Annotated in this window: 23 protein-coding genes; 13 read left to right on the top strand and 10 right to left on the bottom strand. The window is 70.9% G+C overall.

What is annotated here, in order from left to right; genetic code table 11:
- Nucleotides 1–13 precede the first annotated feature (13 nt).
- Together B0I31_RS08315 and B0I31_RS08310 are read left to right on the top strand one after the other, a co-directional pair.
- Nucleotides 14–1441 (top strand): sugar ABC transporter permease, encoded by a 1428-nt coding sequence (locus tag B0I31_RS08315; RefSeq protein WP_106614769.1) that lies wholly within the window; start codon nt 14–16, stop codon nt 1439–1441.
- Nucleotide 1442: 1 nt separating this feature from the next.
- The gene (locus tag B0I31_RS08310) at nt 1443–2615 is read left to right on the top strand and encodes an ROK family transcriptional regulator (RefSeq protein ID WP_106614768.1); all 1173 of its coding nucleotides are present in this window, start codon (nt 1443–1445) and stop codon (nt 2613–2615) included.
- Here the strand turns inward: B0I31_RS08310 and B0I31_RS08305 are convergent.
- The 5 genes from B0I31_RS08305 to ppgK all read right to left on the bottom strand — a co-directional run bounded on the left by B0I31_RS08305 (nt 2508) and on the right by ppgK (nt 9331).
- Nucleotides 2508–4661: a tetratricopeptide repeat protein gene (locus tag B0I31_RS08305; protein ID WP_146173781.1), complete on the bottom strand. Its 2154-nt coding sequence runs from the start codon at nt 4659–4661 to the stop codon at nt 2508–2510. The two genes, B0I31_RS08310 and B0I31_RS08305, sit on opposite strands and share 108 nt — an antisense overlap.
- A gap of 139 nt (nt 4662–4800) precedes the next feature.
- Nucleotides 4801–4980, bottom strand: a complete 180-nt coding sequence (locus tag B0I31_RS08300) for a DUF7455 domain-containing protein (protein WP_015800348.1) — start codon at nt 4978–4980, stop codon at nt 4801–4803.
- Nucleotides 4981–5395: 415 nt separating this feature from the next.
- Nucleotides 5396–6889 carry a vanadium-dependent haloperoxidase gene (locus B0I31_RS08295; RefSeq protein ID WP_106614766.1) on the bottom strand — a complete coding sequence of 498 codons (1494 nt, stop codon included), beginning with the start codon at nt 6887–6889 and terminating at the stop codon, nt 5396–5398.
- A gap of 181 nt (nt 6890–7070) precedes the next feature.
- The gene (locus B0I31_RS08290) at nt 7071–8399 is read right to left on the bottom strand and encodes an RNA polymerase sigma factor (RefSeq protein WP_211363475.1); all 1329 of its coding nucleotides are present in this window, start codon (nt 8397–8399) and stop codon (nt 7071–7073) included.
- A gap of 170 nt (nt 8400–8569) precedes the next feature.
- Nucleotides 8570–9331, bottom strand: coding sequence for a polyphosphate--glucose phosphotransferase (ppgK, locus tag B0I31_RS08285; protein ID WP_106614765.1), 762 nt, complete (start codon nt 9329–9331; stop codon nt 8570–8572).
- 95 nt (nt 9332–9426) lie between these two features.
- Here ppgK and B0I31_RS08280 point away from each other — a divergent pair, with 95 nt between their 5' ends.
- A complete protein-coding gene (locus tag B0I31_RS08280; RefSeq protein WP_106615372.1) occupies nt 9427–10227 on the top strand; it encodes an inositol monophosphatase family protein in 801 nt (266 codons plus the stop codon).
- Between the two features lie 193 nt (nt 10228–10420).
- Here B0I31_RS08280 and cei read toward each other — a convergent pair whose 3' ends face one another.
- Nucleotides 10421–11134: an envelope integrity protein Cei gene (cei, locus tag B0I31_RS08275; RefSeq protein WP_106614764.1), complete on the bottom strand. Its 714-nt coding sequence runs from the start codon at nt 11132–11134 to the stop codon at nt 10421–10423.
- 430 nt (nt 11135–11564) lie between these two features.
- On the opposite strand from cei, the gene B0I31_RS08270 reads away from it, so the two are divergent.
- Nucleotides 11565–11864, top strand: coding sequence for a DUF4193 domain-containing protein (locus B0I31_RS08270; RefSeq protein WP_053717171.1), 300 nt, complete (start codon nt 11565–11567; stop codon nt 11862–11864).
- Between the two features lie 167 nt (nt 11865–12031).
- Here B0I31_RS08270 and B0I31_RS08265 read toward each other — a convergent pair whose 3' ends face one another.
- On the bottom strand, nt 12032–12496 hold the full coding sequence (locus tag B0I31_RS08265; protein ID WP_245949762.1) for a DUF3093 domain-containing protein: 465 nt from the start codon (nt 12494–12496) through the stop codon (nt 12032–12034).
- 24 nt (nt 12497–12520) lie between these two features.
- Here B0I31_RS08265 and dut point away from each other — a divergent pair, with 24 nt between their 5' ends.
- On the top strand, nt 12521–12988 hold the full coding sequence (gene dut / locus B0I31_RS08260) for a dUTP diphosphatase (RefSeq protein ID WP_106614762.1): 468 nt from the start codon (nt 12521–12523) through the stop codon (nt 12986–12988).
- A gap of 5 nt (nt 12989–12993) precedes the next feature.
- Nucleotides 12994–13626, top strand: a complete 633-nt coding sequence (locus B0I31_RS08255; RefSeq protein ID WP_106615371.1) for a DUF3710 domain-containing protein — start codon at nt 12994–12996, stop codon at nt 13624–13626.
- On the opposite strand, the gene B0I31_RS08250 is transcribed toward B0I31_RS08255, so the two are convergent.
- Entirely contained in the window at nt 13623–14306 is a 684-nt protein-coding gene (locus B0I31_RS08250) for an alpha/beta fold hydrolase (RefSeq protein ID WP_106614761.1), read from the bottom strand. The genes B0I31_RS08255 and B0I31_RS08250 overlap by 4 nt on opposite strands.
- A gap of 105 nt (nt 14307–14411) precedes the next feature.
- Between B0I31_RS08250 and B0I31_RS08245 the strand changes: the two genes are divergently transcribed.
- Together B0I31_RS08245 and B0I31_RS08240 are read left to right on the top strand one after the other, a co-directional pair.
- A complete protein-coding gene (locus B0I31_RS08245) occupies nt 14412–14789 on the top strand; it encodes an OB-fold nucleic acid binding domain-containing protein (protein ID WP_106614760.1) in 378 nt (125 codons plus the stop codon).
- Complete coding sequence (locus B0I31_RS08240) at nt 14786–15550, top strand: DUF3159 domain-containing protein (protein ID WP_106614759.1); 765 nt, start codon at nt 14786–14788, stop codon at nt 15548–15550. The genes B0I31_RS08245 and B0I31_RS08240 overlap by 4 nt, the downstream gene beginning before the upstream one ends.
- Before the next feature lie 75 nt (nt 15551–15625).
- On the opposite strand, the gene B0I31_RS08235 is transcribed toward B0I31_RS08240, so the two are convergent.
- Complete coding sequence (locus B0I31_RS08235; RefSeq protein ID WP_106614758.1) at nt 15626–16282, bottom strand: potassium channel family protein; 657 nt, start codon at nt 16280–16282, stop codon at nt 15626–15628.
- Complete coding sequence (locus tag B0I31_RS08230; RefSeq protein WP_425444354.1) at nt 16282–17118, bottom strand: potassium channel family protein; 837 nt, start codon at nt 17116–17118, stop codon at nt 16282–16284. The genes B0I31_RS08235 and B0I31_RS08230 overlap by 1 nt, the downstream gene beginning before the upstream one ends.
- On the opposite strand from B0I31_RS08230, the gene B0I31_RS08225 reads away from it, so the two are divergent.
- The 5 genes from B0I31_RS08225 (at nt 17027) to B0I31_RS08205 (ending at nt 24206) form a co-directional block, all read left to right on the top strand.
- Nucleotides 17027–19036 (top strand): APC family permease, encoded by a 2010-nt coding sequence (locus B0I31_RS08225; RefSeq protein ID WP_106614757.1) that lies wholly within the window; start codon nt 17027–17029, stop codon nt 19034–19036. The two genes, B0I31_RS08230 and B0I31_RS08225, sit on opposite strands and share 92 nt — an antisense overlap.
- Nucleotides 19033–20262, top strand: a complete 1230-nt coding sequence (locus B0I31_RS08220; RefSeq protein WP_106614756.1) for a class I SAM-dependent RNA methyltransferase — start codon at nt 19033–19035, stop codon at nt 20260–20262. The genes B0I31_RS08225 and B0I31_RS08220 overlap by 4 nt, the downstream gene beginning before the upstream one ends.
- 74 nt (nt 20263–20336) lie before the next feature.
- A complete protein-coding gene (gene dxs / locus B0I31_RS08215) occupies nt 20337–22235 on the top strand; it encodes a 1-deoxy-D-xylulose-5-phosphate synthase (protein WP_106614755.1) in 1899 nt (632 codons plus the stop codon).
- 133 nt (nt 22236–22368) lie between these two features.
- Nucleotides 22369–23055 (top strand): response regulator transcription factor, encoded by a 687-nt coding sequence (locus B0I31_RS08210; protein WP_073895327.1) that lies wholly within the window; start codon nt 22369–22371, stop codon nt 23053–23055.
- Nucleotides 23052–24206: a sensor histidine kinase gene (locus B0I31_RS08205; protein WP_425444358.1), complete on the top strand. Its 1155-nt coding sequence runs from the start codon at nt 23052–23054 to the stop codon at nt 24204–24206. The genes B0I31_RS08210 and B0I31_RS08205 overlap by 4 nt, the downstream gene beginning before the upstream one ends.
- Nucleotides 24207–24511: the final 305 nt, after the last annotated feature.

The raw sequence follows: 24511 nt of genomic DNA, 5'->3' as shown, positions 1-24511 counted from the left end.
CGAGGAACGCAGCATGACCAACACCACCAGCGAGACGTCCCCGGACGCACCCCAGGGCGCGATCTCCGACTTCGGCATCGACACCACCTCCCAGTCCACCGGCGAGGCGGTGCGCGACTACTTCGCCCGCCTGCGCGGCGGCGAACTGGGCTCCCTGCCCGCGCTGCTCGGCGTGGTCGTGCTGCTGATCGTGTTCAGCTCGCTCGCCGACAGCTTCCTGACCCTGGGCAACATCGCGAACCTCCTCCAGCAGGGCGCGAGCATCGTCACCATCGCCATGGGCCTGGTGTTCGTGCTGCTCCTGGGCGAGATCGACCTGTCCGCGGGCACCGCGTCCGGCGTGTGCGCCTCGGTGATGGCGCTGCACCTGGTCAAGGGCGGCAACCTGCTCGGCGGCATGGGCGACACCGTCTTCTACCTGTTCTGCGGCATGCTGGCGCTGGCCGCCGTGCTCGCCGCGCTGATGCGGATCTGGGCGGGCACCGCGCTGTCGGTGGTGGCCCTGGCCATCGCGATGATCGGCGTGCCGCCGAACCCGTGGGTCGAGATGCTGCTGGCCGTCTGCGTCGGCACCGCGATCGGCTGCATCACCGGCTACCTGGTGGCCCGCGTCGGCATCCCGTCGTTCGTCGTGACCCTGGCGCTGTTCCTGGCCTGGGGCGGCGTGATCCTGCAGTTCATCGGCCAGGGCGGCACGCTCGGCCTGCGCGACGACGTGATCTTCAGCGTCGCCAACGGCAACCTCAGCACCGCGGGCTCCTGGGCGCTGTTCGTGCTCGGCGCCGGTGGTTATGCCGCCGTCGTGCTCATCCGCCACTTCAGCCGGCTGCGCAAGGGCCTCGTCGCGCTGCCCACCCCGATGGTGCTGGCCAAGGTGGGCACGGTCGTGCTGCTGGCCGCGGTGGCCACCTACGCCCTGACGCTCAACCGCTCCCAGAGCAGCCTCGTGGTGATCACCGGCGTGCCGTTCGTGGTGCCGATCGTGCTCGTGCTGCTGGTCATCGGCACGTTCGTGCTCGAACGCACCAGCTACGGCCGGCACGTCTACGCAGTCGGCGGCAACAAGGAAGCCGCCCGCCGCGCCGGTATCAACGTGGCGCAGATCCGGATGAGCGTGTTCGTGATCGCCTCCTCCCTGGCGGCCGTGGGCGCGATCATCTACTCCTCGAAGGTCGGCTCGGTCGACCCGAACGCCGGTGGCGACAACACCCTGCTCATGGCGGTCGGCGCGGCCGTCATCGGTGGCACGTCGCTGTTCGGCGGCAAGGGCAAGATGCGGGACGCGGTGATCGGTGGCGCGGTGCTCGCGATCATCCAGAACGGCATGGGCCTGCTCAAGCAGCCCGCCGCCGTCGTGTTCATCGTGACCGGCCTGGTCCTGCTGCTCGCCGCGAGCGTCGACGCGCTGTCCCGCCGCCGGGCGGCCACCGCCGCCCGCTGACGTGAGCACACCGACCGCGGGAGCCCGACCCGACGAGGTAAGAAGGCACAACAGAACGGCGCTGCTGCGCCGACTGCACGTGGACGGGCCCTCCACCAGGGCTTCGCTGGCGGCTGAGCTGGGCCTCAACCGCAGCACGATCAAAGCCCTGGTGGACGGCCTGGCCGAGTCCGGCGTGGTGGCCGAACGCGTGCCGGCGCAGCGCTCCGGCGCCGGCCGCCCGTCCCTGCTCGTGCTGCCGCAGCCGCACGCGGCCGTGGTGATGGCCATCGACATCCGCGTCGAGCAGGTGGCGATGGCCATGGTGGGCCTCGGCGGTGACATCCTCGGCCGGGACTCGTGGAACCTGCACCACCGGTCCCGCGACCCCGGCGAGGTGATCACGCACGTCGCCGACTCGGCCAAGCTCCTGGCCGACGAGCTGGACGTGCAAGCGGTCGGTGTCGGCGTCTCCGTGCCCGGCGTGGTGCGCCGCGCGGACGGTCTGGTGCACGAGGCGCCGAACCTGCACTGGACCGACGTGGCGCTGGGTGAACGGCTGTCGTCGGTGCTCAAAGTCCCCGTCCAGGTCGGCAACGACGCCGAGCTGGGCGCTTTGGCCGAACACGTGCGCGGCGCGGCCCGCGGCTCGTCGGACATGGTCTACATCTCCGCCGACGTCGGCATCGGCGGCGGCGTGATCTCCAGCGGCCAGCCGCTGCGCGGCACCGGCGGCTACGTCGGCGAACTGGGGCACATGGTGGTGCGGCCCGGCGGTCGGCGCTGCTACTGCGGCTGCCAGGGCTGCTGGGAGACCGAGGTGGGCGAGGCGGCGCTGTGCCGTGCCCTGGCCCTGCCCGAAGACGCGCCGCGCGGGACGGTGGTGGCGGAGCTGCGGTCGTTGGCCGGTTCGCCGGACAGCGTCGCGCACCGGCTGGGCGAGTTCACCGAGTGGCTGTCCATGGGCCTGGTCACCGTGGTCAACATGCTCGGGCCGGAACTGGTGGTGCTGGGCGACCTGTTCACCGCCCTGCCGGAGACGTTGGTGGACCAGCTGCGGCGCACGGTGCAGAAGCGGTCCCTGGTCTCACGGGCGGTCGGCGGCACCAAGATCGTCTCGTCCCCGCTGGGCCGTGACGCCAAGCTCATCGGCGCCGCCGAACTCGCCTTCGAGCCCGTCCTGGGCGACATCTGACAGCTTCCGAATGGTCGTCCGCGTGCGTGCGACATCGGGGTGATCGGGACCGAGAACCCGGAGCTGATCGCCGAGCAGGTGACGGAGCAGGGTGAGCGCGGCTCGGACCTGGCCCGCCGTCGCGCGGCAATCGGCCAGGAGGTGGCGGGTGGACAGGGTCTCGCGGTGATCGGGCCCCAGGACCCGACGCTGGTCGTCCGCCAGTTGTTCGAGATCGGTGATGGCACGGGCGTGGTCGCCTGCCGCTGCTCGCCAAGCGGCGAGGTTGTTGCGGGCGAGGAGGGTCCGCGGGTGGTCGGGTCCGACGAACGTGAGGTGGTCGGCCACCGCCCGTTCGAACTCCGCGACCGCCTCCGCGCGGTCACCCGCCTCGGCGCGCCATCCGGCCAGGTTGTGCCTGGCCGCGAGGGTGTCGGGGTCGTCAGGGCCCAAGACTCGGAGTCGGTCGGCGAGCAGTCGTTCGAAGTCCGTGATCGCGCCCGTGATGTCACCGGCCTTGGCCCGGTAGGAGGCGAGGTTCTCCCGGACGATCAGCGTGTTCCGGTGGTCGGGCCCCAGGATCCGGGTGGACGCCGTGACCAGCTGCTCGTATTCCGGGACGGCTTCGGCGTAGCTACCCGCCTGTCCGTTCCAGTGTGCGACTTCGTGGCGGGCATGAAGGCTGTCGCGGTGATCAGGCCCGAGATGGTGTTCCGCGTGTCGCCGCAGGTCTTGGAAGTAGGCGATGGCGTCGGCCAGGAGTCCCGCCTCTCCCATGGAGTTACCTGTCTTGAACAGGACCGCGTGTCCCTCGGTGCCCCAGAGCGCTGGTGTCGTGTGGACGTGCAGCGCGATCGCACCGGAGCGGAGTGCCGCGGCGAGTGCGCTGTCGGTCGCGAACGCCGGCCAGGTGAGCAGGAGCGCGTCCGCTGCGAGGTGGGCCAGGGGAGTGAGCCGCTCGGGCTCGATGGTGTCTCGGACGGCGCGTTGCAGGAGCGCGTGCGCCCGGACGGTCTTCGCGTCGAGGGTGATGAGGCTGAGGCGGTGCAGGCAGGCCAGTGCGTCGCCGACCTCGTCCGCGTCCACCTCCAGGTGCGCCAGGACGTTGTCCCGCGTGAGCACCGCGACGGGGGTGCTCGCCGGGTCGAGCAAGCTGATGATCTCCAGCAACGGCCGGGAGAGGCCTTCGGGGCGAAGGCTGTCGGCGCGTTCGATCGACAACGACCAGGTCGCGGCGATGGTGTCCCGGTGCTCGTCGGGCAACTCGTCGGCAGTCGGCATCACCTGGGCCAGCGTGCGGCGGCGGTCCGCCAAGCGGTTTCGGTAGTCGGCGACGGTGAGCAGTGGCTTGTCCGCGATGAAGGCGGCGGCCTGCGCCAACGCCAGCGGCAGGTGGCCCAGGTCGTCCGCCAGGTCGCGGAGTTGTCCGTGACCCGGCAGCTTCGCGGTCAGGTAGGCCAGTGACTCGGCCTCGGTGAACACGCCGACCTCGATCAACCGGCGATCCTCGCGGGACAGCGCGGCGTCACGGCGGCGGGTGGTCACCACCACTCGGCCGGTCGGCGTGTCCGGCGGCCACAAACCCTTGAGATCGGCCGGGTCCTGCACGTCGTCCAGGACGATCAGCCACCGGCGATCGGTCGAGCTGAGCCACGTTTGGAACGCCGCAGCCGCTTTCTCCGCGGTGGTCTTGGGATCGCGCAGCACCCGTTCGGCCGCGTCGGCGTAGCCGCTGATCACGGCGGCCCGCGTCACGGCGTTGAGCCACACCGCCAGGTCGACCGACTCGTCCCGCCACGCGGTGTGCGCGTGCCGTGCCGCCAGCTGGGACTTGCCCACACCGCCCAAACCGGACAGAACGACGGACGTCTCGGCGAGCTGAGCCTCGGCTTCCCGGTGCTGGTACCGGTCCGCGACCGGCGGCAGGACACCGACCCGCACGGGCCACCGCACCGGTGCCGGCGGCGGCAGGTGGAGGTGCTGGGTGTTGCCGTCGCCGATCTGCACGCCTTGGTTGTCGTGCACGTCGAACGCGGCCGAAGCCGCCCGCGGCCGTTCGGGATCCACCGGCACTCCCTCCGTCACACGGAGTATCGCCGCCGGCACGGCAGGTGTGTCGCGGAAAAATGAGGGGGGCGGGGATCCTCGTCGGATCCCCGCCCCGGACGGCTAGGGTGCTACGAGTCCCCGCCGGGACTCGTGGTGTTCAGCCCTGCTGCAGCTCGGCAGCGAGTTCGCGCAGCTTGGTGCTGTGCTCACGGGCGTGGTGCCCGCAGAACAGCAACTCGCCCCCGGAGGGGAGCACGGCGCGAACCTGGGCAGCAGCCCCGCAGCGGTCGCAGCGGTCGGCAGCGGTCAACGCGGGGCGGGTGAGCGTCGTAGTCATGGAAATCTCCCTCCGTCCCGGCACCGGGGATCGGTGCCCTCACACCTAGCTGCGACCACTTCGCATCTGGCGGGTGCGCCGTGTTCGCTGCTTCCACTCTTGCAGACGCGCGGGCGTAAGTCAGTGTTCCCTGAGTCGTGGCGACCCGCGTCACTCGTCATTTACCCGGCGCCCGGGTCCTCGGAACCTGCCGGTTCCACCGGTTCGATCCGCCCGTGCTCACGTTCCGCTGTCGTGGCAACGGATTTCCGACCTGCGAATACGGCGTTCGACGCACCCCCGATGCTCCAGAAGGTGGGTTCACGGAACCGGTCGGTGTGACGGGTAACACTTTGGTCAGCCCAGAGCGAACACGGCACCGAGTTCCACGATCCGGACATGATCCGTCCGGTTCACGGGCCGTTCGACCGCCCGTTCAGATGGTCACGCGCCGCCCGTCGAACCGCGTCAAGCCGAACGACGCGTCCTCGTGGTTGACCCGGACGTGGTCGCGCAGCACCCCGATGCCGACCGCCTCGCCCAGGAGCACCGACTCGGTGAAGTCCGACCGCCAGTGCACGCCCGCCATGTTCCGGGCGGTCGCGACGTTCGCCGCCACCTTGTCCAGCTCGCCGCCCACGGTGAGCGTGGCGCCGCCGGTGTAGGGCACCAGGGCCGTGCCGTCCGCGTTGGGCACGACCGGGTCCGGCAGCGCCCACGACTCGTCGAACCACGCCTTCAGCACCGTGACGCAGGCCCCGGCGACGGTCGCGTGACCCGACCCGTACGACGGGTGCGTCGGCGAGCCCTCCGGGAACGCCTGCGGCAGCAGGTACGAGTTGTGCTTCTCGTAGCTGAGCTTGACCGCCTCGGAGTCCAGCACCTCGCGGTCGATCATGTCGTACTCGCGCAGCCCGGCCAGGTGCGCGTGGACCCGGCCGCCGAACGCCTCCGGCCGCAGCCTGCGGTGCACGAACCACTTCTGGAACCACACCGCCTTCAACGCCCGCGTCGCCACCTCGGTCACCAGCGACAGCAGGTGCGGCGCGCCGTAGGTGCCGAACCCGATCTGGTTGGCCGAGTAGTGGTACGGGTTGCCCGCGTCCACCGGCGCGCCCAGGTCGAGCAGGATCAGCGCCGCGTTGAGGTAGGCCTCGTACAACGCGTCGAAGTGCACGTAGTTGGCCACGTCACGGCCGTTGCGCAGGTATCGGCGGTTCACCTGGTCCCGCTTGATCGGCCGGGTGCTCGCACCCTCCTGCACCGCGCGCCACGCCTCGAAGTCGGTGAGGAAGTCGCGTTCCGGCCGCACGGTGTCGTGCAGCTGCGGGATGCGCAGCGTGCCGTACTGGATGTCACGCAGCAGGAACTGCGACAGGAACGGCCCACGCAGGTCGCCGCGCGTGGAGCCGCGGAAGATCGTGGCGGGCGTGACGCGGCCGTCGACCTTCGGCGCCCGGTAGTCGCTCAACCGGGACAGCTCGTCCGCCGCCTGCGCGATCAACGGGTGCTCGTCGTAGGCGGTGAACGGGATGTCCCGGGTCAGGGCCATCCAGTACAGCTCGACCGCCTCGGCGGAGTGCCGCGCGCTGTCGATGCGCGGCACGGGCGGCATGGCGAGCGACTGCGGGTCCGGGCCCTCCAGGTCGAACGCCAGGCCGGACTGCGGGTTGGTGAGCTTCACGCCGCGGCCGAGCGGGATGCGCTCGAAGTCCTCGGCCCGGCCGGTGGCCAGGGCCCTCAGCAGCGTGTTGTAGGCCTCGGGGCGCACTTCGCCCACCTCGTCGTGCGGCAGGCCCTTGCTGTAGTTGGCGACGTACGGGTAGTCGCCCTCTTCGCCGTTGTTGACGTGCTCCGGCCACGGCAGCCGGTCCAGCGCGTCGGCCGAGGCCAGGCGCGACAGGCGTGCTTCAGTGCGACGTTCACTCATGGACTTCCCCCTGTGTCGGCGCGTCCCCATGCCGCCCCCCGGCGGCTGCGCCACTACCAGGACACCACCGAGAGTGATCGCCAGCATCATCCGATCGGGTGAAGAACGGTCAAGAAGGCCAAGACCCCCTCGACCGAACGGTCGAGGGGGTCCTGGCGGAGAGTGATCTCAAGTCTGGCTGTCAGTCCAGGTAGTCGCGCAGCACCTGCGACCGCGACGGGTGCCGGAGCTTCGACATCGTCTTCGACTCGATCTGCCGGATCCGCTCCCGGGTCACCCCGTAGACCTGGCCGATCTCGTCCAGCGTGCGCGGCTGGCCGTCGGTGAGGCCGAACCGCAGCCGCACCACACCCGCCTCGCGCTCGGACAACGTCGCCAGCACCGACTGCAGCTGGTCCTGCAGCAGCGTGAACGACACCGCGTCCACCGCGACCACGGCCTCGGAGTCCTCGATGAAGTCACCGAGCTGGCTGTCGCCCTCGTCACCGATCGTCTGGTCCAGCGAAATGGGCTCCCGGGCGTACTGCTGGATCTCCAGCACCTTCTCCGGGGTGATGTCCATTTCCTTGGCGAGCTCCTCCGGGGTGGGCTCGCGGCCCAGGTCCTGGAGCAGTTCGCGCTGGATGCGACCCAGCTTGTTGATGACCTCGACCATGTGCACCGGGATGCGGATGGTGCGGGCCTGGTCGGCCATCGCGCGGGTGATCGCCTGGCGGATCCACCACGTCGCGTACGTGGAGAACTTGTAGCCCTTGGTGTAGTCGAACTTCTCCACCGCGCGGATCAGGCCGAGGTTGCCCTCCTGGATCAGGTCCAGGAACGCCATGCCACGACCGGTGTAGCGCTTGGCCAGCGACACCACCAGGCGGAGGTTGGCCTCCAACAGGTGGTTCTTGGCCCGCTCACCGTCCCGCACGATCCACCGCAGGTCACGGCGCATCTGCGGGGTCAGCTTCTCCTGCTCGTCCTCGGCGCGGCGCACCCGCTCGGCGGCGTAGAGGCCGGCCTCGATGCGCTTGGCGAGTTCGACCTCCTCCTCCGCGTTGAGCAGGGCGACCTTGCCGATCTGCTTGAGGTAGGCGCGGACCGAGTCGGCCGAGGCGGTGAGCTCGGCGTCCTTGCGGGCCTGCCGCAGGGCCTCCGACTCCTCCTCGTCCCAGACGAAGTCGCCCTCGCCGGGCTTGGCCTCTTCCTCGGCGGGCTCCTCCTCGACCGGCTCGTCGATCAGTTCGACGTCGTCGACCAGGTCTTCGGCGTCTGGAGCGCCTTCGAGGTCTTCCGGCTCCTCGCCGTCCTTCTTCACCTTGCCAGGCGCGGCAGCGGCGGCCTTGGCGGCCGTCTTGCGCGGCGCCCGCGTGGCCGTCTTCCCCGCCGCGGCGGTCTTCGCCGCCGGCTTCTTCGCCGGGGCCTTCCTCGCCGAGGTGGCCTTGGGCGTCTCCTCGGCGTCAGCCTTAGCTGCCTGAGTCGTCTTCGCGGCTGCCACGTACGCCCTTTCGCGACTGTCGATCAAGGCCGACCGAAGGGCGCGAACCTCGGTCGCCTGAGTACGGGGGATCCCCCGCCGGATCGTTCGTCAGCGGGGCACCGTTCCATTGTAACGACGAGAATCGCGTGCCGTTGCGCCCCGGCGTGTTCCGAGCCGGTCCGGCACGCGTTCTCGCAGGTGGAACGCTGCGTAAATCAGTGCCGGAGGCCTTGCGCGGCGGCCACGGCGGCGCCCACGATGCCCGCGTCGTTCTTCAGCGCGGCGGCCACCACCTCGGTGCGCACCTCCAGCAGCGGCAGCCACTTCTCCGCCTTCTTGCTGACCCCGCCGCCCGCGATCACCAGGTCCGGCCAGATGAGGTCCTCGAGCACGTTGATGTACCTGGACACGCGGGGCGTCCACTCGGCCCAGGTCAGGCCCTTGTCCTCCTTCACCGAGGCCGCCGCGCGCTTCTCCGCGTCGTGGCCGTCCACCTCGAGGTGGCCGAACTCGGTGTTGGGGACGAGCTTGCCGTCCAGGAACAGGGCGCTGCCGATGCCCGTGCCGAACGTCAGCAGCACCACCAGGCCGTCCCGGTCGACACCGGAACCGAACCGCATCTCGGCGATACCGGCGGCGTCGGCGTCGTTGAGCACCACGACCTGGTCGGTCGGCCTGCCGAGCCGGGCGGCGAACAGGGCGGCGGCGTCCGTGCCGATCCACGCCTTGTCCACGTTGGCCGCGGAGTGCGCGACACCGTGCTTGACCACGCACGGCAGGGTGACGCCCACGGGACCGTCCCAGTTGAACTTCTCGACGATCTCGGCGACCACGTCGGCGACCGCGTCCGGGGTCGACGGCTGGGGCGTGGTGATGCGCAGGCGCTCACCGTCCAGTGCCCCCGCTTCGAGGTCCACGAGCCCGCCCTTGATGCCGGAACCGCCGATGTCCACGCCGAACCCGCGGGTCATGCCCATCCCCGTGGCCCTTCCTACTCGATTCAGTAACCGTGGCCGCAGACATTAGCCTGCAGTTCTCCGATAGTCCCGTGAGAGTGACGCAGGAGGAACAGTTGCGTTTCGATCCGCGCTCATTGGTCGACGTCGCCGTGCTCGTGGCCCGCGAGGCCGGTGAGCTGGCCGTGACCATGCGCGAAGCCGCCGTGACCGATGTCGACACCAAGAGCAGCGCCACCGACGTGGTGACCGCCGCCGACCGCGCGTCCGAGCAGCTCGTCCGAGCCCGGCTGGCCGAGCTGCGGCCCGGTGAGCCGGTGATCGGGGAGGAGGAGGGCGGCAGTGCCGCCGTCGAGGGCCTGACCTGGGTCGTCGACCCGATCGACGGCACGGTGAACTACCTCTACGGCATCCCGCACTACGCCGTCTCGGTGGCCGCCCAGGTGGACGGGGCGTCCGTTGCGGGTGCCGTGGTGGAACCCGTCAGCGGCCGGGTGTGGACGGCGTCGCGGGGCGGTGGGGCGTGGCTGGACGGCCGGCGGCTCCAGGTGTCCGACGCCACCCGATTGGATCTGTCCCTTCTGGGTTACGGCTTCGCCTACCGGGCGGAGCGGCGGCAGCGGCAGGCGGACGCGTGGGCGGGCCTGGCGACCAGGGTGCGGGACATGCGGCGGGCCGGTGCGGCGTCGCTGGACCTGTGCGCCGTGGCGGCGGGCAGGCTGGACGCCTACGCCGAGCACACCCTGGGTCGGTGGGACTGGGCGGCGGGTGCGCTGCTGGCGTCGGAGGCGGGCGCCGTGGTCCACCTGCCGGGTGAAGCTCCGGAACTGGGCGCGGACGCCACCTTCGCCGCCGCACCGGGCATCGCCGACGCCCTGTTCACCGCCCTGGTGGAGTGCGGCTTCGGCAAAGTCTGACCTGGGCTCACCTGACCTGGGCTCGCCGCGTCCGAACGGCGCTCACCGCTCGTCCAGAGCCGTCGCCGGGGTCCCCCGCGCAGGGGGACCCCTGGATTCGATCCAACCACGGAGGACCGACAGCCGGCCCCCGCCGCGGGTGGGGCTGTGGACAACTTCGCGGCTGATGGACAACCGGCTCGCGAGGCGCCGGTCAGCACTGGATGTCGCGGGCGCCCTTGAGGTTGTCGGCGTTCAGCGACAGCGGCGTGGAGCCCTCGGCGGCCTGGCCGCCCTGCTGCTCCGGCTGCTGCATCGCCCACTCCGTCAGCTGGTCGAGCACCTTGCGGGCGTCGCTGTTCGGCTTCACCTCGCTGAACTTCTGCCCGATGGACACGTCCACCGTCGCGTCCTGCCGCTCGTCGCGCACCAGCTCCAGGCACGGCTCGACCAGGCTCAACGTCCGCGCCGCACCGGCACCGGGCGCACCGAACCGGATCTGGCCGCGGCACGTCATGTCCTGCGCCGGGTACACCGGGTCGTTGCCCGGCTCGGCCGCCTGCTTCATCCCCAGGTCGACCAACGTCGTCGCCACGAATCGCGCCTGGTTGCGCTGCGTGCTCGCGTTGAACACCCGGAACTGCACCTGGCCGACCGGCACCGGGTCGGTCCGGTCCAGCGCGTCGTGCCCGAGCACCGTGCCCAACGCGGGCGCCGGCTCGGCCGCGGGCGCGGCGGCCGCACCCGATGTCGGCATCCCGCCGGGCGGGTTGCACTTGATCGCCGCGTCCACGTCACCCGCCTCGGACAGCACGCGGTTCCACACGACGACTGCCGTCACGGCGAGCACCAGGAACAGGATGAGCGCCGGCAACGGCCTCCGCTTCCGGTACCGCGACGACCCGCTGCTCCCCGTACCGGGTCCCACGTCCGTCGACCTCCCCTGGCCTGGTGCTGACAGTGATCAGGCTATGCCGCGCCCCCCGGTCCCGCGTCTCGGGCGTGGGTGTAGCGCGGCGCAATCACCCGGTCGCGGACGGTCAACGCCCTCGTCGGGCAGCGGAACACGGGAGCACCGGGTGGGTGATGCGCGTCCAAGCCTATCTGGCCAGCGTGGGAAGGGCCTGTCACCCGTCTGCTCAATTAGGGGGAACCCGCTGCGCGACCCCCCGATCAATGAGCTACCCTCTCGGCGCTCCGCGCACCGCCGGACACCGGAAAGCGTCGACGAACAGGGGGTTGGCGCCCGGCCGCACGAGCGAGACCTCCGTCACTGGGGACGGAGGGCACAAATAGGGGCGCTGGTGCGTTAACCAGCGACACGAACAGTCTCCGTTGACCGCAGGGGTGAAAGAAGTATGGCGACCGACTACGACGCACCGCGTCGCAGCGAGGCGGACGAACTCGCTGAGGACTCCCTTGAGGAGCTGAAGGCGCGGCGCAACGAAACGCAGTCCGGGGTCGTCGACATCGACGAGGACGCGACCGCCGAGAACTTCGAGCTGCCGGGCGCCGACCTGTCCGGTGAGGAGCTGACGTTCAAGGTCCTGCCGAAGCAGGCGGACGAGTTCACGTGCTCGAAGTGCTTCCTGGTGCACCACCGCAGCAGGCTGGCCGAGGAAGTCAACGGCCAGTACATCTGCCGCGACTGCGCCTGAGGCGCGTCCACCGGGCACGAACCCGCACGACAGCTCCACCGAACGACCGCTCCACCGCACCACCGGCTCCACCGCACGACCGAACCAGCACCTACGACCAGACCTGGGCGCTCACCCCCACCGCCGGGGTGGCGCCCAGTCCCCGTTGGCACCACACCGGCGGCAGTTCACCGATCGCGCAGCACAGCCGCCAACTTCTCCGCCGAGCGCACGCTGAACAGCCAGTACGGCGTCGGGTCCGCCGGATCCCGCAGCTCGACCCGCACCATCGGCCCGACCCACCCGCGGTGCGTCACGAACGCCATCGGGTCCAGGTTCGGCCCCATCGCCTTCCGCTTGGACTTCGCGTCGAACACCTCGACCTCGCCGAGCAGCTCCAGCGGCACGTGCGCCGAGCCGACCCGCAGCTCGCCGCCGGACACCTCGACCTTCGCCGACCCCATCCGCACGATCAGCAGCACCGCCAGCGGCACGGTGACCACGTACGGCAGCCACGACCGCACGCCGGGGAAGCCCATGTGGATCTCGGCGGCCAGCAGCACGGCCGCGGCCAGCGGCAACGGCCAACCCCACCAGGGCACGTACAACCGCTCGCGGAACGCGATCGGGGCGGTCACAGCAGTCTCGCTCACGCCACCAGGGTAGTCTCGCGCGCCGTGCCCAGCGTCGAGGTCCTGTTGTCCCGGCTCGATCCTGCCGTGCCGCCCCCGGCCTACGCCCGACCGGGTGATGCCGGCGCGGACCTGGTGACCACCACCGACGTGGTGATCGAACCGGGGGAGCGCGCGGTGGTAGGTACTGGTATCGCGATCGCGCTGCCGGAGGGGTATGCCGGGTTCGTGCACCCGCGTTCCGGCCTGGCCGCGCGCGTCGGGCTGAGCGTGGTCAACACCCCGGGCACGATCGACGCGGGCTACCGGGGCGAGATCAAGGTGTGCCTGGTGAACCACGACCTGCGCGAGCCCGTAGTGCTGACGCGCGGTGACCGGATCGCCCAGCTGGTGGTGCAGAAGGTGGAGCACGCGGTGTTCCGCGAAGTCGACGAGCTGCCCGAATCCGTGCGGGGTGCGGGCGGCTACGGCTCTACAGGCGGGCACGACGTGCTCGCCCGGACGGAGGGGTGAAGGCGATGTTCGGTAGGCGCCGCAAGCGCGGTAGGCACTCCGCGAACCGGGGGACGGCGCAACCCGAGGTCGAGTTCGACGGCGTCGAGGAGCCCGAGGACGGGCCGTTCGACTCGTCGCAGGCCCCGAACGACGGCCTGAACCGGCTGGACCTCGGCTCGATCCGGCTGCCCGTGCCCGAGGGCGCGCAGTTGCAGGTCGAGATGGACCCGGCGGGCGCGGTGCGGGCGGTGCACCTGCTGACGACGGTCGGCCAGCTCACCGTGAGCGCGTTCGCCGCGCCGAAGTCCGACCGCCTGTGGCCCGAGGTCAGCGGCGAGATGATCGCGCAGTTCAAGTCGGACGGGTTCCGGATCCTGCGGGAGAACGGCGACTGGGGCGAGGAGATCACCGCCCGCAACAACGAGGTGCACCTGCGGGTGGTCGGCGTGGACGGGCCGCGGTGGATGCTGCGCGGCATCGCGGCGGCGCCCACGGAGGAGCAGTCGGTCAAGGCGACCGACGCCCTCTACGCGTTGCTGCGGGACACGGTCGTGGCGCGGGGCGAGCAGCCGATGCCGGTGCGCACGCCGTTGCCGATCGAGCTGCCCGAGGCGATCGCCCGGCACATCCAGGCGCAGGCCCAGCAGCAGGGCTAGACCCTCGCCTCCGCCGAGGCGGAGAGGTACGCGGTGAGTGCGGCGCGGCCCAGGGACTCCCGGTCCGCGCCCAGCGCCGCCAGCGTCGTCGTGCGCAGAGCGGCACGGGGGAGTGCGCCAACCCACTCCCGGGCGACGTCCAACGGGTGAATGGGGTCGTCGGTGCAGGCCGCGACCCCCACCGGCGCGGTGAGCCCGCCCAGCTCGGCCAACGTCGGCGCCGTCGACCCGGCCACCTCCCTCAGCGCGTCCGCGAGCCGCGAGCCGTAACGCGGCCACGCGCGCCGCAGCTCGCCGCCGAGCCACCCGTCGACGCCGGTCAGCGCGCTCTCGACGCCTTCGGCCTCCACCACCGACGCGCTGGCCAGTGCCGCCGACGCCGCCGGCGCGCCGTCCGCGGGACCGTGCCAGGCGGGCAACGCCACCAGCACCCCCGCGCACCGCTCGGGGTGCCGCACCGCCCACGCCGCCGCCACGTGGGCGCCCAGCGACACGCCTCCCACGACCAGCGGAGTGCCGTCCCAGGCCGCGTCCAACGCCTCGAAGTGCTCACGCACGCCCCGTGACGCGGGCGCGACCAGCGTGAACCCCGCCTCGGCCAAGGGGCTCGCGAACACCGAGGCGACGAACACCTCGTCGGACGCGGTGCCCGGCAGCAGAACTGCGCGTGACGATTTCATGACGTCACATCCTCCCCCAGTCGGATACCCGGTCGGGTGTACCCGGTTACGCTGGCTGTTGGACGGGCTTCGTCGTCGAGGCCCCGCGCATTCCAGGAGTCGGGGATGACTGGTACTGGGGGTGGCTACTGGCGCCGCCTCGTGCGTCGGCTGACCACCGACGTGAGCGAGTTGGACGCCGACGACCTGTCCCGAAAAGCCGAGGCCGTCGGTGCCATCCGCGCGTGCGACTGCAAGTCCGGGCAGGAGGTCACGGTGCTGGGTCGGTTGCGCAGCGTCGAGCTGTGCCCCCGTGACGCCGCGGCCACGCTGGAGGCGGAGTTGTACGACGGTACCGAGGGCGTGACGCTGGTCTGGCTGGGCCGTCGCCGGATCGCCGGCATCGAGCCCGGGCGCACCATCAAGGCCAAGGGCCGGATCGCCGTGCGGGACGGTCGCAAGGTGCTCTACAACCCCTACTACGAGTTGCAGAACGCTTCATGACATCAGTGAACGAGTCCGAGAAGCAGCCCACCCTCCTCGAGCAGATGGGCGGCGTGAGCGGCCTGCTGTTCTCCTCGTTGCCGGTCGTGGTGTTCGTGCTGGTCAACGCGTTCGCCGGGCTCATGCCCGCGATCTGGAGCGCGCTGGGGTTCTCGGTCGTGATCGGCATCGTGCTGGCCATGCGCAAGGGCTCGATCCAGCCGGCCGTCTCGGCGGTCTTCGGCGTCGGCATCGCCGCGTTCATCGCCTACCGGACCGGTGACGCCAAGGGCTTCTTCCTGTTCGGCATCTGGCAGAGCCTCGTCTACGGCGGCGTGTTCATCGCGTCGATCCTGGTCAGGTGGCCTCTGGCGGGCGTGATCTGGTCGTTCCTCAACGGCCAGGGCACGGCGTGGCGCAAGGACAAGGCGAACGTCCGCGACTACGACATCGCCACCCTGGTCTGGGCGCTGGTGTTCTGCTCGCGGTTCGTCGTGCAGCGGTGGCTGTACGACGAGGCGTCGGTGGGCTGGCTGGCGGCGGCACGGTTGGCCATGGGCTACCCGTTGATGGCCGTGGCCCTCGTCGCCACGGTGTGGGCGGTGCGCCGTTCGGACAAGCGCATCAAGGCCGCTCTCGCCCGCGAGGAGGAAGAGAACCGGGCAGCCGAGGAACGCCTCCGCGCCCAGGCCGAGGCCGAGGGCGAGCCGAACATCTACGACCAGATGCTCGACGCCTCCACCGACCACCGCCCCGCGCCTGCTCGGGCCGAGGACCGGTAGTCCAGGTCAGCGGCACCCAGTCGGCTCCGAGGTGCTTCGCAGGGGTTCCCCCGGGGACCCCTGCTTTCACCGCACTCAGTACCCCAAGGCCGAACGGATCTCGCGTTCCACGTCCGCCGCTGCCACGAAGAGCAGTTCGTCCCCGCCCTCCAGGGTGTCGTCCGGCGTGGGCACGATGACCCGGCCGCCGCGCAGGATCGTCACCAGCGCGGCGTCGCGCGGCAGGGCCAAGCCGTTGACCGGCGACCCCGCCAGCGGAGTGTCACCCGGAAGGGTGATCTCCACGAGGTTGGCCTGACCCTGGCGCAACGTCATCAACCGCACCACGTCACCGACCGTGACCGCCTCCTCGACCAGCGCGGACAGGATGCGCGGCGTCGACACGGCCACGTCCACGCCCCACGACTCGGTGAACAGCCACTCGTTCGCCGGGTCGTTCACCCGGGCCACGACGCGCCTCACCGCGAACTCGGTCTTCGCCAGCAGCGACACCACCAGGTTGACCTTGTCGTCACCGGTCGCGGCGATCACCACGTCGCACAGCTGCATCCCGGCGTCTTCCAACGACGACAGCTCGCACGCGTCGGCCTGCACCCACTCCGCCTGCTCCACGGTGTGCGGCTCGAAGTGGGTCCGGTCGCGTTCGATCAGCATCACCTGGTGCCCGTCGGACACCAACTCGGCCGCGATGGAACGACCCACCGCGCCGGCCCCAGCAATGGCGATACGCACTAGCTCTCCTCGGGCGCGTGGGCCGCAGCGGCGGCCACGTCGGTCACGGTGCCGGACAGGGCGGCCACGTACACCTGGTCGTCGGCCTGCAGGACGGTCTTCGAGTCGGGCAGCACCCCGGTGCCGAACCGCATCACGAACGCGACCCGGCACCCGGTGGCCTCCTGCAGGTCGCGCACCGTGCGCCCGACCCAGTCCTCGTGCAGCTCCAGCGGCAGCACCGCGACCGTGCCGGACGGGTCGCGCCACGCCGTCGCCGTGCCCTCCGGCAGCAGCATCCGCAGGAACCGGTCGGTGGACCACGGCACGGTCGCCACGGTCGGGATGCCGAGCCGCTCGTACACCGCGGCGCGCTTCTCGTCGTAGATCCGGGCGACCACCGCCTCCACCCCGAACGTCTCCCGCGCCACCCGCGCCGAGATGATGTTGGAGTTGTCGCCGCTGGACACGGCCGCGAACGCGCCCGCCCGCTCGATCCCGGCCTCGATCAGCACCTTCTGGTCGAAACCGTTGCCCACGACCTGCTGGCCGTGGAAGTCGTGGCCGAGCCTGCGGAACGCCTGCGCGTCCTTGTCGATCACCGCGACCTGGTGGTCCAGGCGTTCGAGTGCCTTGGCCAGGGACGAGCCCACCCGGCCGCAGCCCATGATCACCACGTGCACGAAAGCCTCCTGAACGACGCCTACGGAGAACCTACCCACGATTACTCCGACCAGGGGACCTGACCCCTTACGCTGTCGACCCGTGTCCAAGCTCGCAACCGCGGCCAAGCGCCTCCTCGTCGGCAGGCCCTTCCGCAGCGATCGCCTAGCCCACACCCTCCTGCCCAAACGCATAGCACTGCCGGTGTTCGCCTCGGACGCGATGTCGAGCGTGGCCTACGCCCCCGAGGAGATCTTCCTCGTGCTGTCGGTGGCGGGTCTGTCGGCCTACGCGCTCGCGCCGTGGGTGGGCGTGGCCGTGGTCGTCGTGATGCTCACGGTCGTGGCGAGCTACCGGCAGAACGTGCACGCCTACCCCTCGGGTGGCGGCGACTACGAGGTCGCCACGGTCAACCTGGGCCGCCGAGCGGGTCTCACGGTGGCGAGCGCCCTGCTCGTGGACTACATCCTCACGGTCGCCGTCTCGATCTCGGCGGCGGCGGCGAACATCGGTTCGGCCATCCCGTTCGTCGCCACCCACAAGGCGGAGTTCGCGGTGACCGCGATCGTCCTCCTCACCGCCATCAACCTGCGCGGCATCCGCGAGTCCGGCAGCGCGTTCGCCATCCCGACCTACGCGTTCATGGTCGGCGTCCTCGGCATGATCGGCTACGGCCTGGTCCGCGGCTTCCTCATGGGCGACGAGATGCGCGCCGAGAGCGCCGGGCTGGAGCTGCGGGCCGAGGACGACCACCTGATGGGCCTGGCGTTCGTGTTCCTCGTGCTGCGCGCGTTCTCGTCGGGCAGCGCGGCGCTCACCGGCGTCGAGGCGATCAGCAACGGCGTGCCGGCGTTCCGCAAGCCGAAGTCGCGCAACGCGGCGACCACGCTGCTCATGATGGGCCTGATCGCGGTCACGATGCTGATGGGCCTGATCGTGCTGGCCCAGCTCACCGGCGTGAAGATGGCCGAGGATCCGGCGCACCAGCTGGTCAACGCGCCCGAGGGCTACGAGCAGAAGACGATGATCGCCCAGATCGCGGGAGCGGTGTTCGAGGGTTTCCCGGTCGGGTTCTTCTTCATCACCACCGTCACCGCGCTGATCCTCGTGCTGGCCGCGAACACCGCGTTCAACGGCTTCCCGGTGCTCGGCTCGATCCTCGCCCAGGACCGCTACCTGCCCCGCCAGCTGCACACCCGCGGCGACCGGCTGGCGTTCAGCAACGGCATCGTGTTCCTCGCCGGGGCGGCGATCGTGCTGGTCATCGCGTTCGACGCGGAAGTCACCAAGCTCATCCAGCTCTACATCGTGGGCGTGTTCGTGTCGTTCACGATGAGCCAGACCGGCATGATCCGGCACTGGAACCGGCTGCTCGCCACCGAGACCGACCCGACCGCGCGCCGCCGGATGCGCCGGTCGCAGTCCATCAACACCTTCGGCCTGGCGATGACGGCCTCCGTGCTGGTGATCGTGCTGATCACGAAGTTCACCAAGGGCGCGTGGATCGCGATCGCCGCGATGGCCGCCCTCTACGCCCTGATGACGGCGATCCGCCGGCACTACGACCGGGTCGCCGAGGAACTGCGCCAGCAGGAGCGGCAGAAGCTGCTGCCCGCCCGCAACCACGCCATGGTGCTCGTCTCCAAGCTGCACATGCCGACCCTGCGGGCCCTGGCGTACGCCAAGGCGACCCGGCCGGACATCCTGGAGGCCGTCACCGTGAACGTGGACGACGGCGACACCCGTCGCCTGGTGCGGGAGTGGGAGAAGGAGAACTTCAAGGTGCCGCTGAAGGTGATCGAGTCGCCCTACCGGGAGATCACCAAACCGGTCCTGGACTACGTCAGGCGGGTACGCACGGACAACCCGCGCGACGTGGTGACGGTGTTCATCCCCGAGTACGTGGTCGGCCACTGGTGGGAGCAGTTCCTGCACAACCAGAGCGCGCTGCGGCTCAAGGGCAGGCTGCTGTTCCAGCCGGGCGTGATGGTGACGAGCGTGCCGTGGCAGCTGGCCTCATCCTCGAAGGTGACCGACAAGGACGACGTGATCGCGCCCGGCGCGATCCGCCGCGGCCTGGACAACCGCGGCCAGGAGAAGGACGGCAAGTGACGGCGACCTGGAAGCAGCGGCTCATCGAGGTCGAGGTCGGCGCGGTCGCCCACGGCGGGCACTGCGTGGCCCGGCACGAGGGCCGCGTCGTCTTCGTCCGGCACGCGCTGCCCGGCGAACGGGTGGTCGTGCGGATCACCGAGGACACCGGCGGCTCCTTCTGCCGGGGAGACGCCGTCGAGATCCTGGACGCGTCACCGGACCGCGTGCAGGCGCCGTGCCGGTTCGCCGGACCCGGCCTCTGCGGCGGCTGCGACTGGCAGCACGCCTCCTGGCAGGCCCAGCGCGAGCTCAAGGCCGCCGTGGTCAGCGAACAGCTGCACCGGCTGGCCAAGCTCGACTGGGAGGTCATCGTCGAGGACCTGCCCGGCGGCCCCGAGGACTGGCGCACCCGGATGCGCCTGGCCGTCGGCCCGGACGGGCGCCCCGGCTTCCGCGCCCACCGCAGCCACCAGGTCATCCCGGTGGACGACTGCGTGATCGCCGTCCCGAACGCCCTGGACACCGTGGTCGACCGCACCTGGCCGGCCAAGTCCGAGCTGGTCGTCACCCGTGACGCGGGCGGCCGGACGCACCTGACCGAGATCGGCCCACCGGTCCTCCGTCGCGGCCGTCCCGTGCCCGGACCGTCCCGCCTGCGCCAGGGCAGCGGCACGGCCACCGAACTGGCCGCCGGCCGCACCTGGAACCTGCGCTCCGAAGGCTTCTGGCAGGTCCACCCGGCCGCCGCGGACACCTTCGCCAAGGTCGTCGGCGACTGGGCCGACTGCCGCCCCGGCGACCGCGCCTGGGACCTCTACGGCGGCGTCGGCCTGTTCGCCTCCGTGCTCGCCGACCAGGTGGGGCCCAACGGCTCGGTCGCCGTGGTCGAGTCGTCGCACGGCGCCGTCGCAGACGGCAAGCTCAACCTCTCCGACCACCCCAACATCAGCTGGCACGCGGGCCGCACCGAGGACGTGCTCGGCTCACCCGACTTCACCGACCTGCCACCCGACGTCGTCGTCCTCGACCCGCCGCGCAAGGGCGCGGGCAAGGTCGTCGTGACCGCGATCGCCCGCAGCCGACCCGCTCGTGTGGTTTACGTCGCGTGCGATCCCGCCGCTCTTGCCCGCGACATCGCCTCGTTCGCCCAGCACGGGTACGAGTTGGCCCAGCTCAGGGCGTTCGACGCGTTCCCGATGACGCACCACGTCGAGTGCATCGCCCTCCTGGAGCCCGCTCGCTGAAAGCCGTCTCAGTCCGTGGTCCGTAGACTGACCGGACGAATCGGGGACCCGAACCACAGGGCGAGGTGGAGCGAGTGACGCTGCTGGAATCCGTGCACGGACCGGCGGATCTGAAACGGTTGGGGCCGGACGAGCTGGTCGTGCTCGCCGAAGAGATCCGGCGTTTTCTGGTCGACAAGGTCTCCCGGACCGGCGGGCACCTCGGGCCCAACCTCGGTGTGGTCGAGTTGACCATGGCCGTGCACCGGGTGTTCGACTCGCCGCACGACTCGGTCGTGTTCGACACCGGTCACCAGAGCTACGTGCACAAGATCCTCACCGGCCGCCGCGAGGGCTTCGACACCCTCCGCCAGAAGGGCGGCCTCTCCGGCTACCCCTCCCGCGCCGAGAGCGAGCACGACGTCGAGGAGAACAGCCACGCCTCGACCGCCCTCTCCTACGCGGACGGCCTGGCCAAGGCCTACCAGCTCACCGGCCAGCGCAGGCACGTCGTCGCGGTCGTCGGCGACGGCGCCCTGACCGGCGGCATGTGCTGGGAGGCGCTCAACAACATCGCCTCCGGCACCGACCGCCCCGTGGTCATCGTGGTCAACGACAACGGCCGCTCCTACTCGCCCACCATCGGCGGCCTGGCCGACCACCTGTCGTCACTGCGCCTGCAGCCCGGCTACGAGCGCGCCCTGGAACGCGGCAAGAACGCCCTCCAGGGCACCCCGATCGTCGGCAAGCCCGTCTACGCGGCCCTGCACGCCGCCAAGCGCGGCATCAAGGACGCGCTCAGCCCGCAGGCCATGTTCGAAGACCTCGGCCTCAAGTACATCGGCCCCGTCGACGGCCACGACACGACCGCCCTCGAGTCGGCCCTGCGCCGCGCCAAGTCCTTCGGCGGACCCGTCATCGTGCACACCGTCACCCGCAAGGGCAACGGCTTCGCACCCGCCGAGAACCACGAGGCCGACCAGATGCACGCCACCGGCGTCATCGACCCCATCACCGGCGAGAACATCGGCCCGTCCAAGCGCACCTGGACCCACGTCTTCGCCGACGAACTGGCGGCCCTCGGCGGCGAACGCCCCGACCTCGTCGCCATCACCGCCGCCATGCGCGGCCCGACAGGCCTGGACAAGTTCGCGGGCCTCTACCCGGACCGCTGCTTCGACGTCGGCATCGCCGAACAGCACGCCATGACCTCCGCCGCCGGCCTCGCCATGGGCGGCATGCACCCGGTGGTCGCCATCTACGCCACCTTCCTCAACAGGGCGTTCGACCAGCTCCTGATGGACGTCGCCATGCACAAGCAGGGCGTCACCGTCGTCCTCGACCGCGCCGGCATCACCGGCCCGGACGGCGCCTCCCACCACGGCATGTGGGACCTGTCCATCTGCGGCCTCATCCCGGGCATCCGCGTGGCCGCCCCCCGCGACGCCGGCTCGCTGCGCGAAGAACTCCGCGAAGCCGTCCGCGTCTCCGACGCGCCCACCGTCCTGCGCTACCCGAAGGCCTCCGTGGGCCCGGACCTACCCGCCCTCGAACGAATCGGCGCGGTCGACGTCCTCCACCGCTCCGGCTCCGACGTCCTCCTCGTCACCGTGGGCGCGTTCGGCGAACTCGGCCTCGCCGCCGCCCAACGCCTCGCCGACCAGGGCATCGGCGTCACCGTCGTCGACCCCCGCTGGGTCTTCCCCGTCTCGAACGACCTGGTCGCCCTGGCCGCCGACCACCGCCTCGTCGTCACCGTCGAGGACAACGGCAGGCACGGCGGCTTCGGCTGGGCACTGGCCGCCGCCCTGCGCGACGCCTCGGTGGACACCCCGCTGCGCGACCTGGCCATCCCCCAGAAGTTCCAAGACCACGGCGAACGCGCCGAAGTCCTCACCGACATCGGGCTGACCGCCCAGGACGTCTCGCGCCGCATCACCGAATGGGTCGTCGCGTCCGAGCCGGCCCAAGAGGACGCCGCCGTCCAGAAGTAACCCGCCCGCCGGCGGGACACGAAGCCCTCCTCGCAAGGGGAGGGCTTCGTGTCGTCCCGCCGAGCCGGCGTCGACAGCCCACCGACAGCTTCACGCTAAGCACCTTCTCAGGGATGTGTGGCACCTTTGTGGGGTGCGGATCCTGGTAGTCGAGGACGAGGTGCCACTGGCCGACGCGATCGCGCGTGGCCTGCGGCGCGAAGGCATGGCGGTGGACGTCGCCTACGACGGCGAGACCGGCCACGAGAAGTCGACCGTGACCCGGTACGACGTGGTCGTGCTCGACCGCGACCTGCCCGGCATGTCCGGCGACGAGCTGTGCAAGGAGATCCTCAGCTCCGGCGCCCTGACCAGGGTCATGATGCTCACCGCGAGCGCCGGCGTGGACGACCGCGTCGCCGGGCTCTCCCTCGGCGCCGACGACTACCTGGCCAAGCCGTTCGCGTTCCCCGAGCTGGTCGCCCGCGTCCGCGCCCTCGCCCGTCGCGCCACCCCGGCCACGCCGCCGCTGCTCACCGCCCGTGACGTCGAACTCGACCCCGCCCGCCGCACCGTGCGCCGCGCCGGCCAGCCCGTGGAGCTGACCCGCAAGGAGTTCGGGGTCCTGGAGGTGCTGCTCGCGGCCAAGGGCTCGGTGGTCTCCAGCGAGGAGCTGCTGGAACGCGTGTGGGACGAGAACGCCGACCCGTTCACTACCACCGTCCGCGTCACCGTCATGACGCTGCGCAAGAAGCTCGGCGAACCCGGCATCATCGACACGGTGGTCGGCTCCGGCTACCGCGTGCCCACGGCGGGTTTCCCCGAAGAAGGCCCACGCTGAACTCTGAGCTGGCCCGCAGGCGCGGACCCGGGCTGAGGACGCGGCTCACCCTCCTCGCGACCGGTCTGGTCGCGTTCGTCAGCGGCCTGCTGCTCCTGCTCGGCTGGCTGCTCGTCGGCCGGGTCATCGCCTCCTCGCCCCGCTTCGCCGAAGGCAGCACGGTCATCGTGGACGGCCGCGAGGTCGACGCGGGTGCGCTGGTGGACCTGCTCGGCGAACAAGCGCGGGACGACGTGCTGCGGTCCGGGTCGATCGCGTTCCTCTGCGTGGTGGCCGCGGCCGCCCTGCTCGCGTGGACCATCACCGGCCGCGTCCTGCAGCCCGTGCACGACGTGACCGACGCGGCCCGCCGCCTGTCCGCCGAGTCCCTCGGTGAGCGGCTGCGCCTGGACGGGCCGCGGGACGAGGTCGCCGAGCTGGCCGACACGTTCGACGAGATGCTCGACCGGTTGCAGGCGGCGTTCGAGTCGCAACGGCGGTTCGTCGCCAACGCCTCCCACGAACTGCGCACGCCCCTCGCCGTCATCCGTACGGAACTGGACGTGACCCTCTCCGACCCGGACGCCGACGAGGCCGAGCTGCGCCGCATGGCGGGGGTGGTGCGTGCCGCGACGGAACGGGCCGAGCAGCTGGTCAGCGCTTTGTTGCTGCTCGCCCGCACCGATGGATTCGGGTTGGCGGTGCGCGAGCCGGTGGACCTGAACGCCGTGGTCGAGTCCGCGTGGCGGGCCGCGCGGCACGAGGCCGAGGAACGCCAGCTGCGGGTGTCCTTCCTGACCGCCCCGGCGCCCGCCGTGGGCGACCCCGCCCTGTTGGAGCGCATCGCGGGGAACCTGCTGGAGAACGCCGTGCGGCACAACGTGCCCGGTGGGTGGATCGAGGTGCGCACCGAGGGCGGCCCGGAGTGGACGTTGCTGCGGGTGTCGTCGTCCGGGCAGGTCGTCGCGCCGGACCGGGTCGAGGAGCTGTTCGAGCCCTTCCGGCGAGGTGGCAGCGACCGGACCGCGCGCACCGGCACGGGGCTCGGACTGTCCATCGTGCGGGCTGCCGTCGCAGCTCACGAGGGTCAGGTGCACGCCACGGCGGTGCCCGGCGGAGGGCTCTCGGTGGCCGTCCACCTGCCGTCCACGCCGCACGGAAAACTCGTCTGAGTGGTCCCGATCACACATGATCCGGTTTGAGGGTCGCCTCAGGGGGTACTACCTGCGAAGACGTGCCTCCGGACCCCCGATTTGTCTCCGCGTTGGGCGGGGTGTAACTTTCTCTCTGCCAGCGCGGAACGGGCCGGAGAGAGACCGGAACGGAGCGCGGCGGACATCAAGCCCCAGATCGAATCACCTCCCGGTGACGAGTGACGGTGAGCGCGTGTTCTTTGAGAACTCAACAGCGTGCCGAATAGCCAGTAAATTTATGAACCTCGTCAAGAGGTTTCCTTTGAGATTGTTACTGGACAACT

Source organism: Saccharothrix carnea (assembly GCF_003014735.1).
Taxonomy (GTDB): domain Bacteria; phylum Actinomycetota; class Actinomycetes; order Mycobacteriales; family Pseudonocardiaceae; genus Actinosynnema; species Actinosynnema carneum.
The sequence above is the reverse complement of the archived record's forward strand: the minus strand, read 5'-3'. Positions and strand labels throughout refer to the sequence as shown.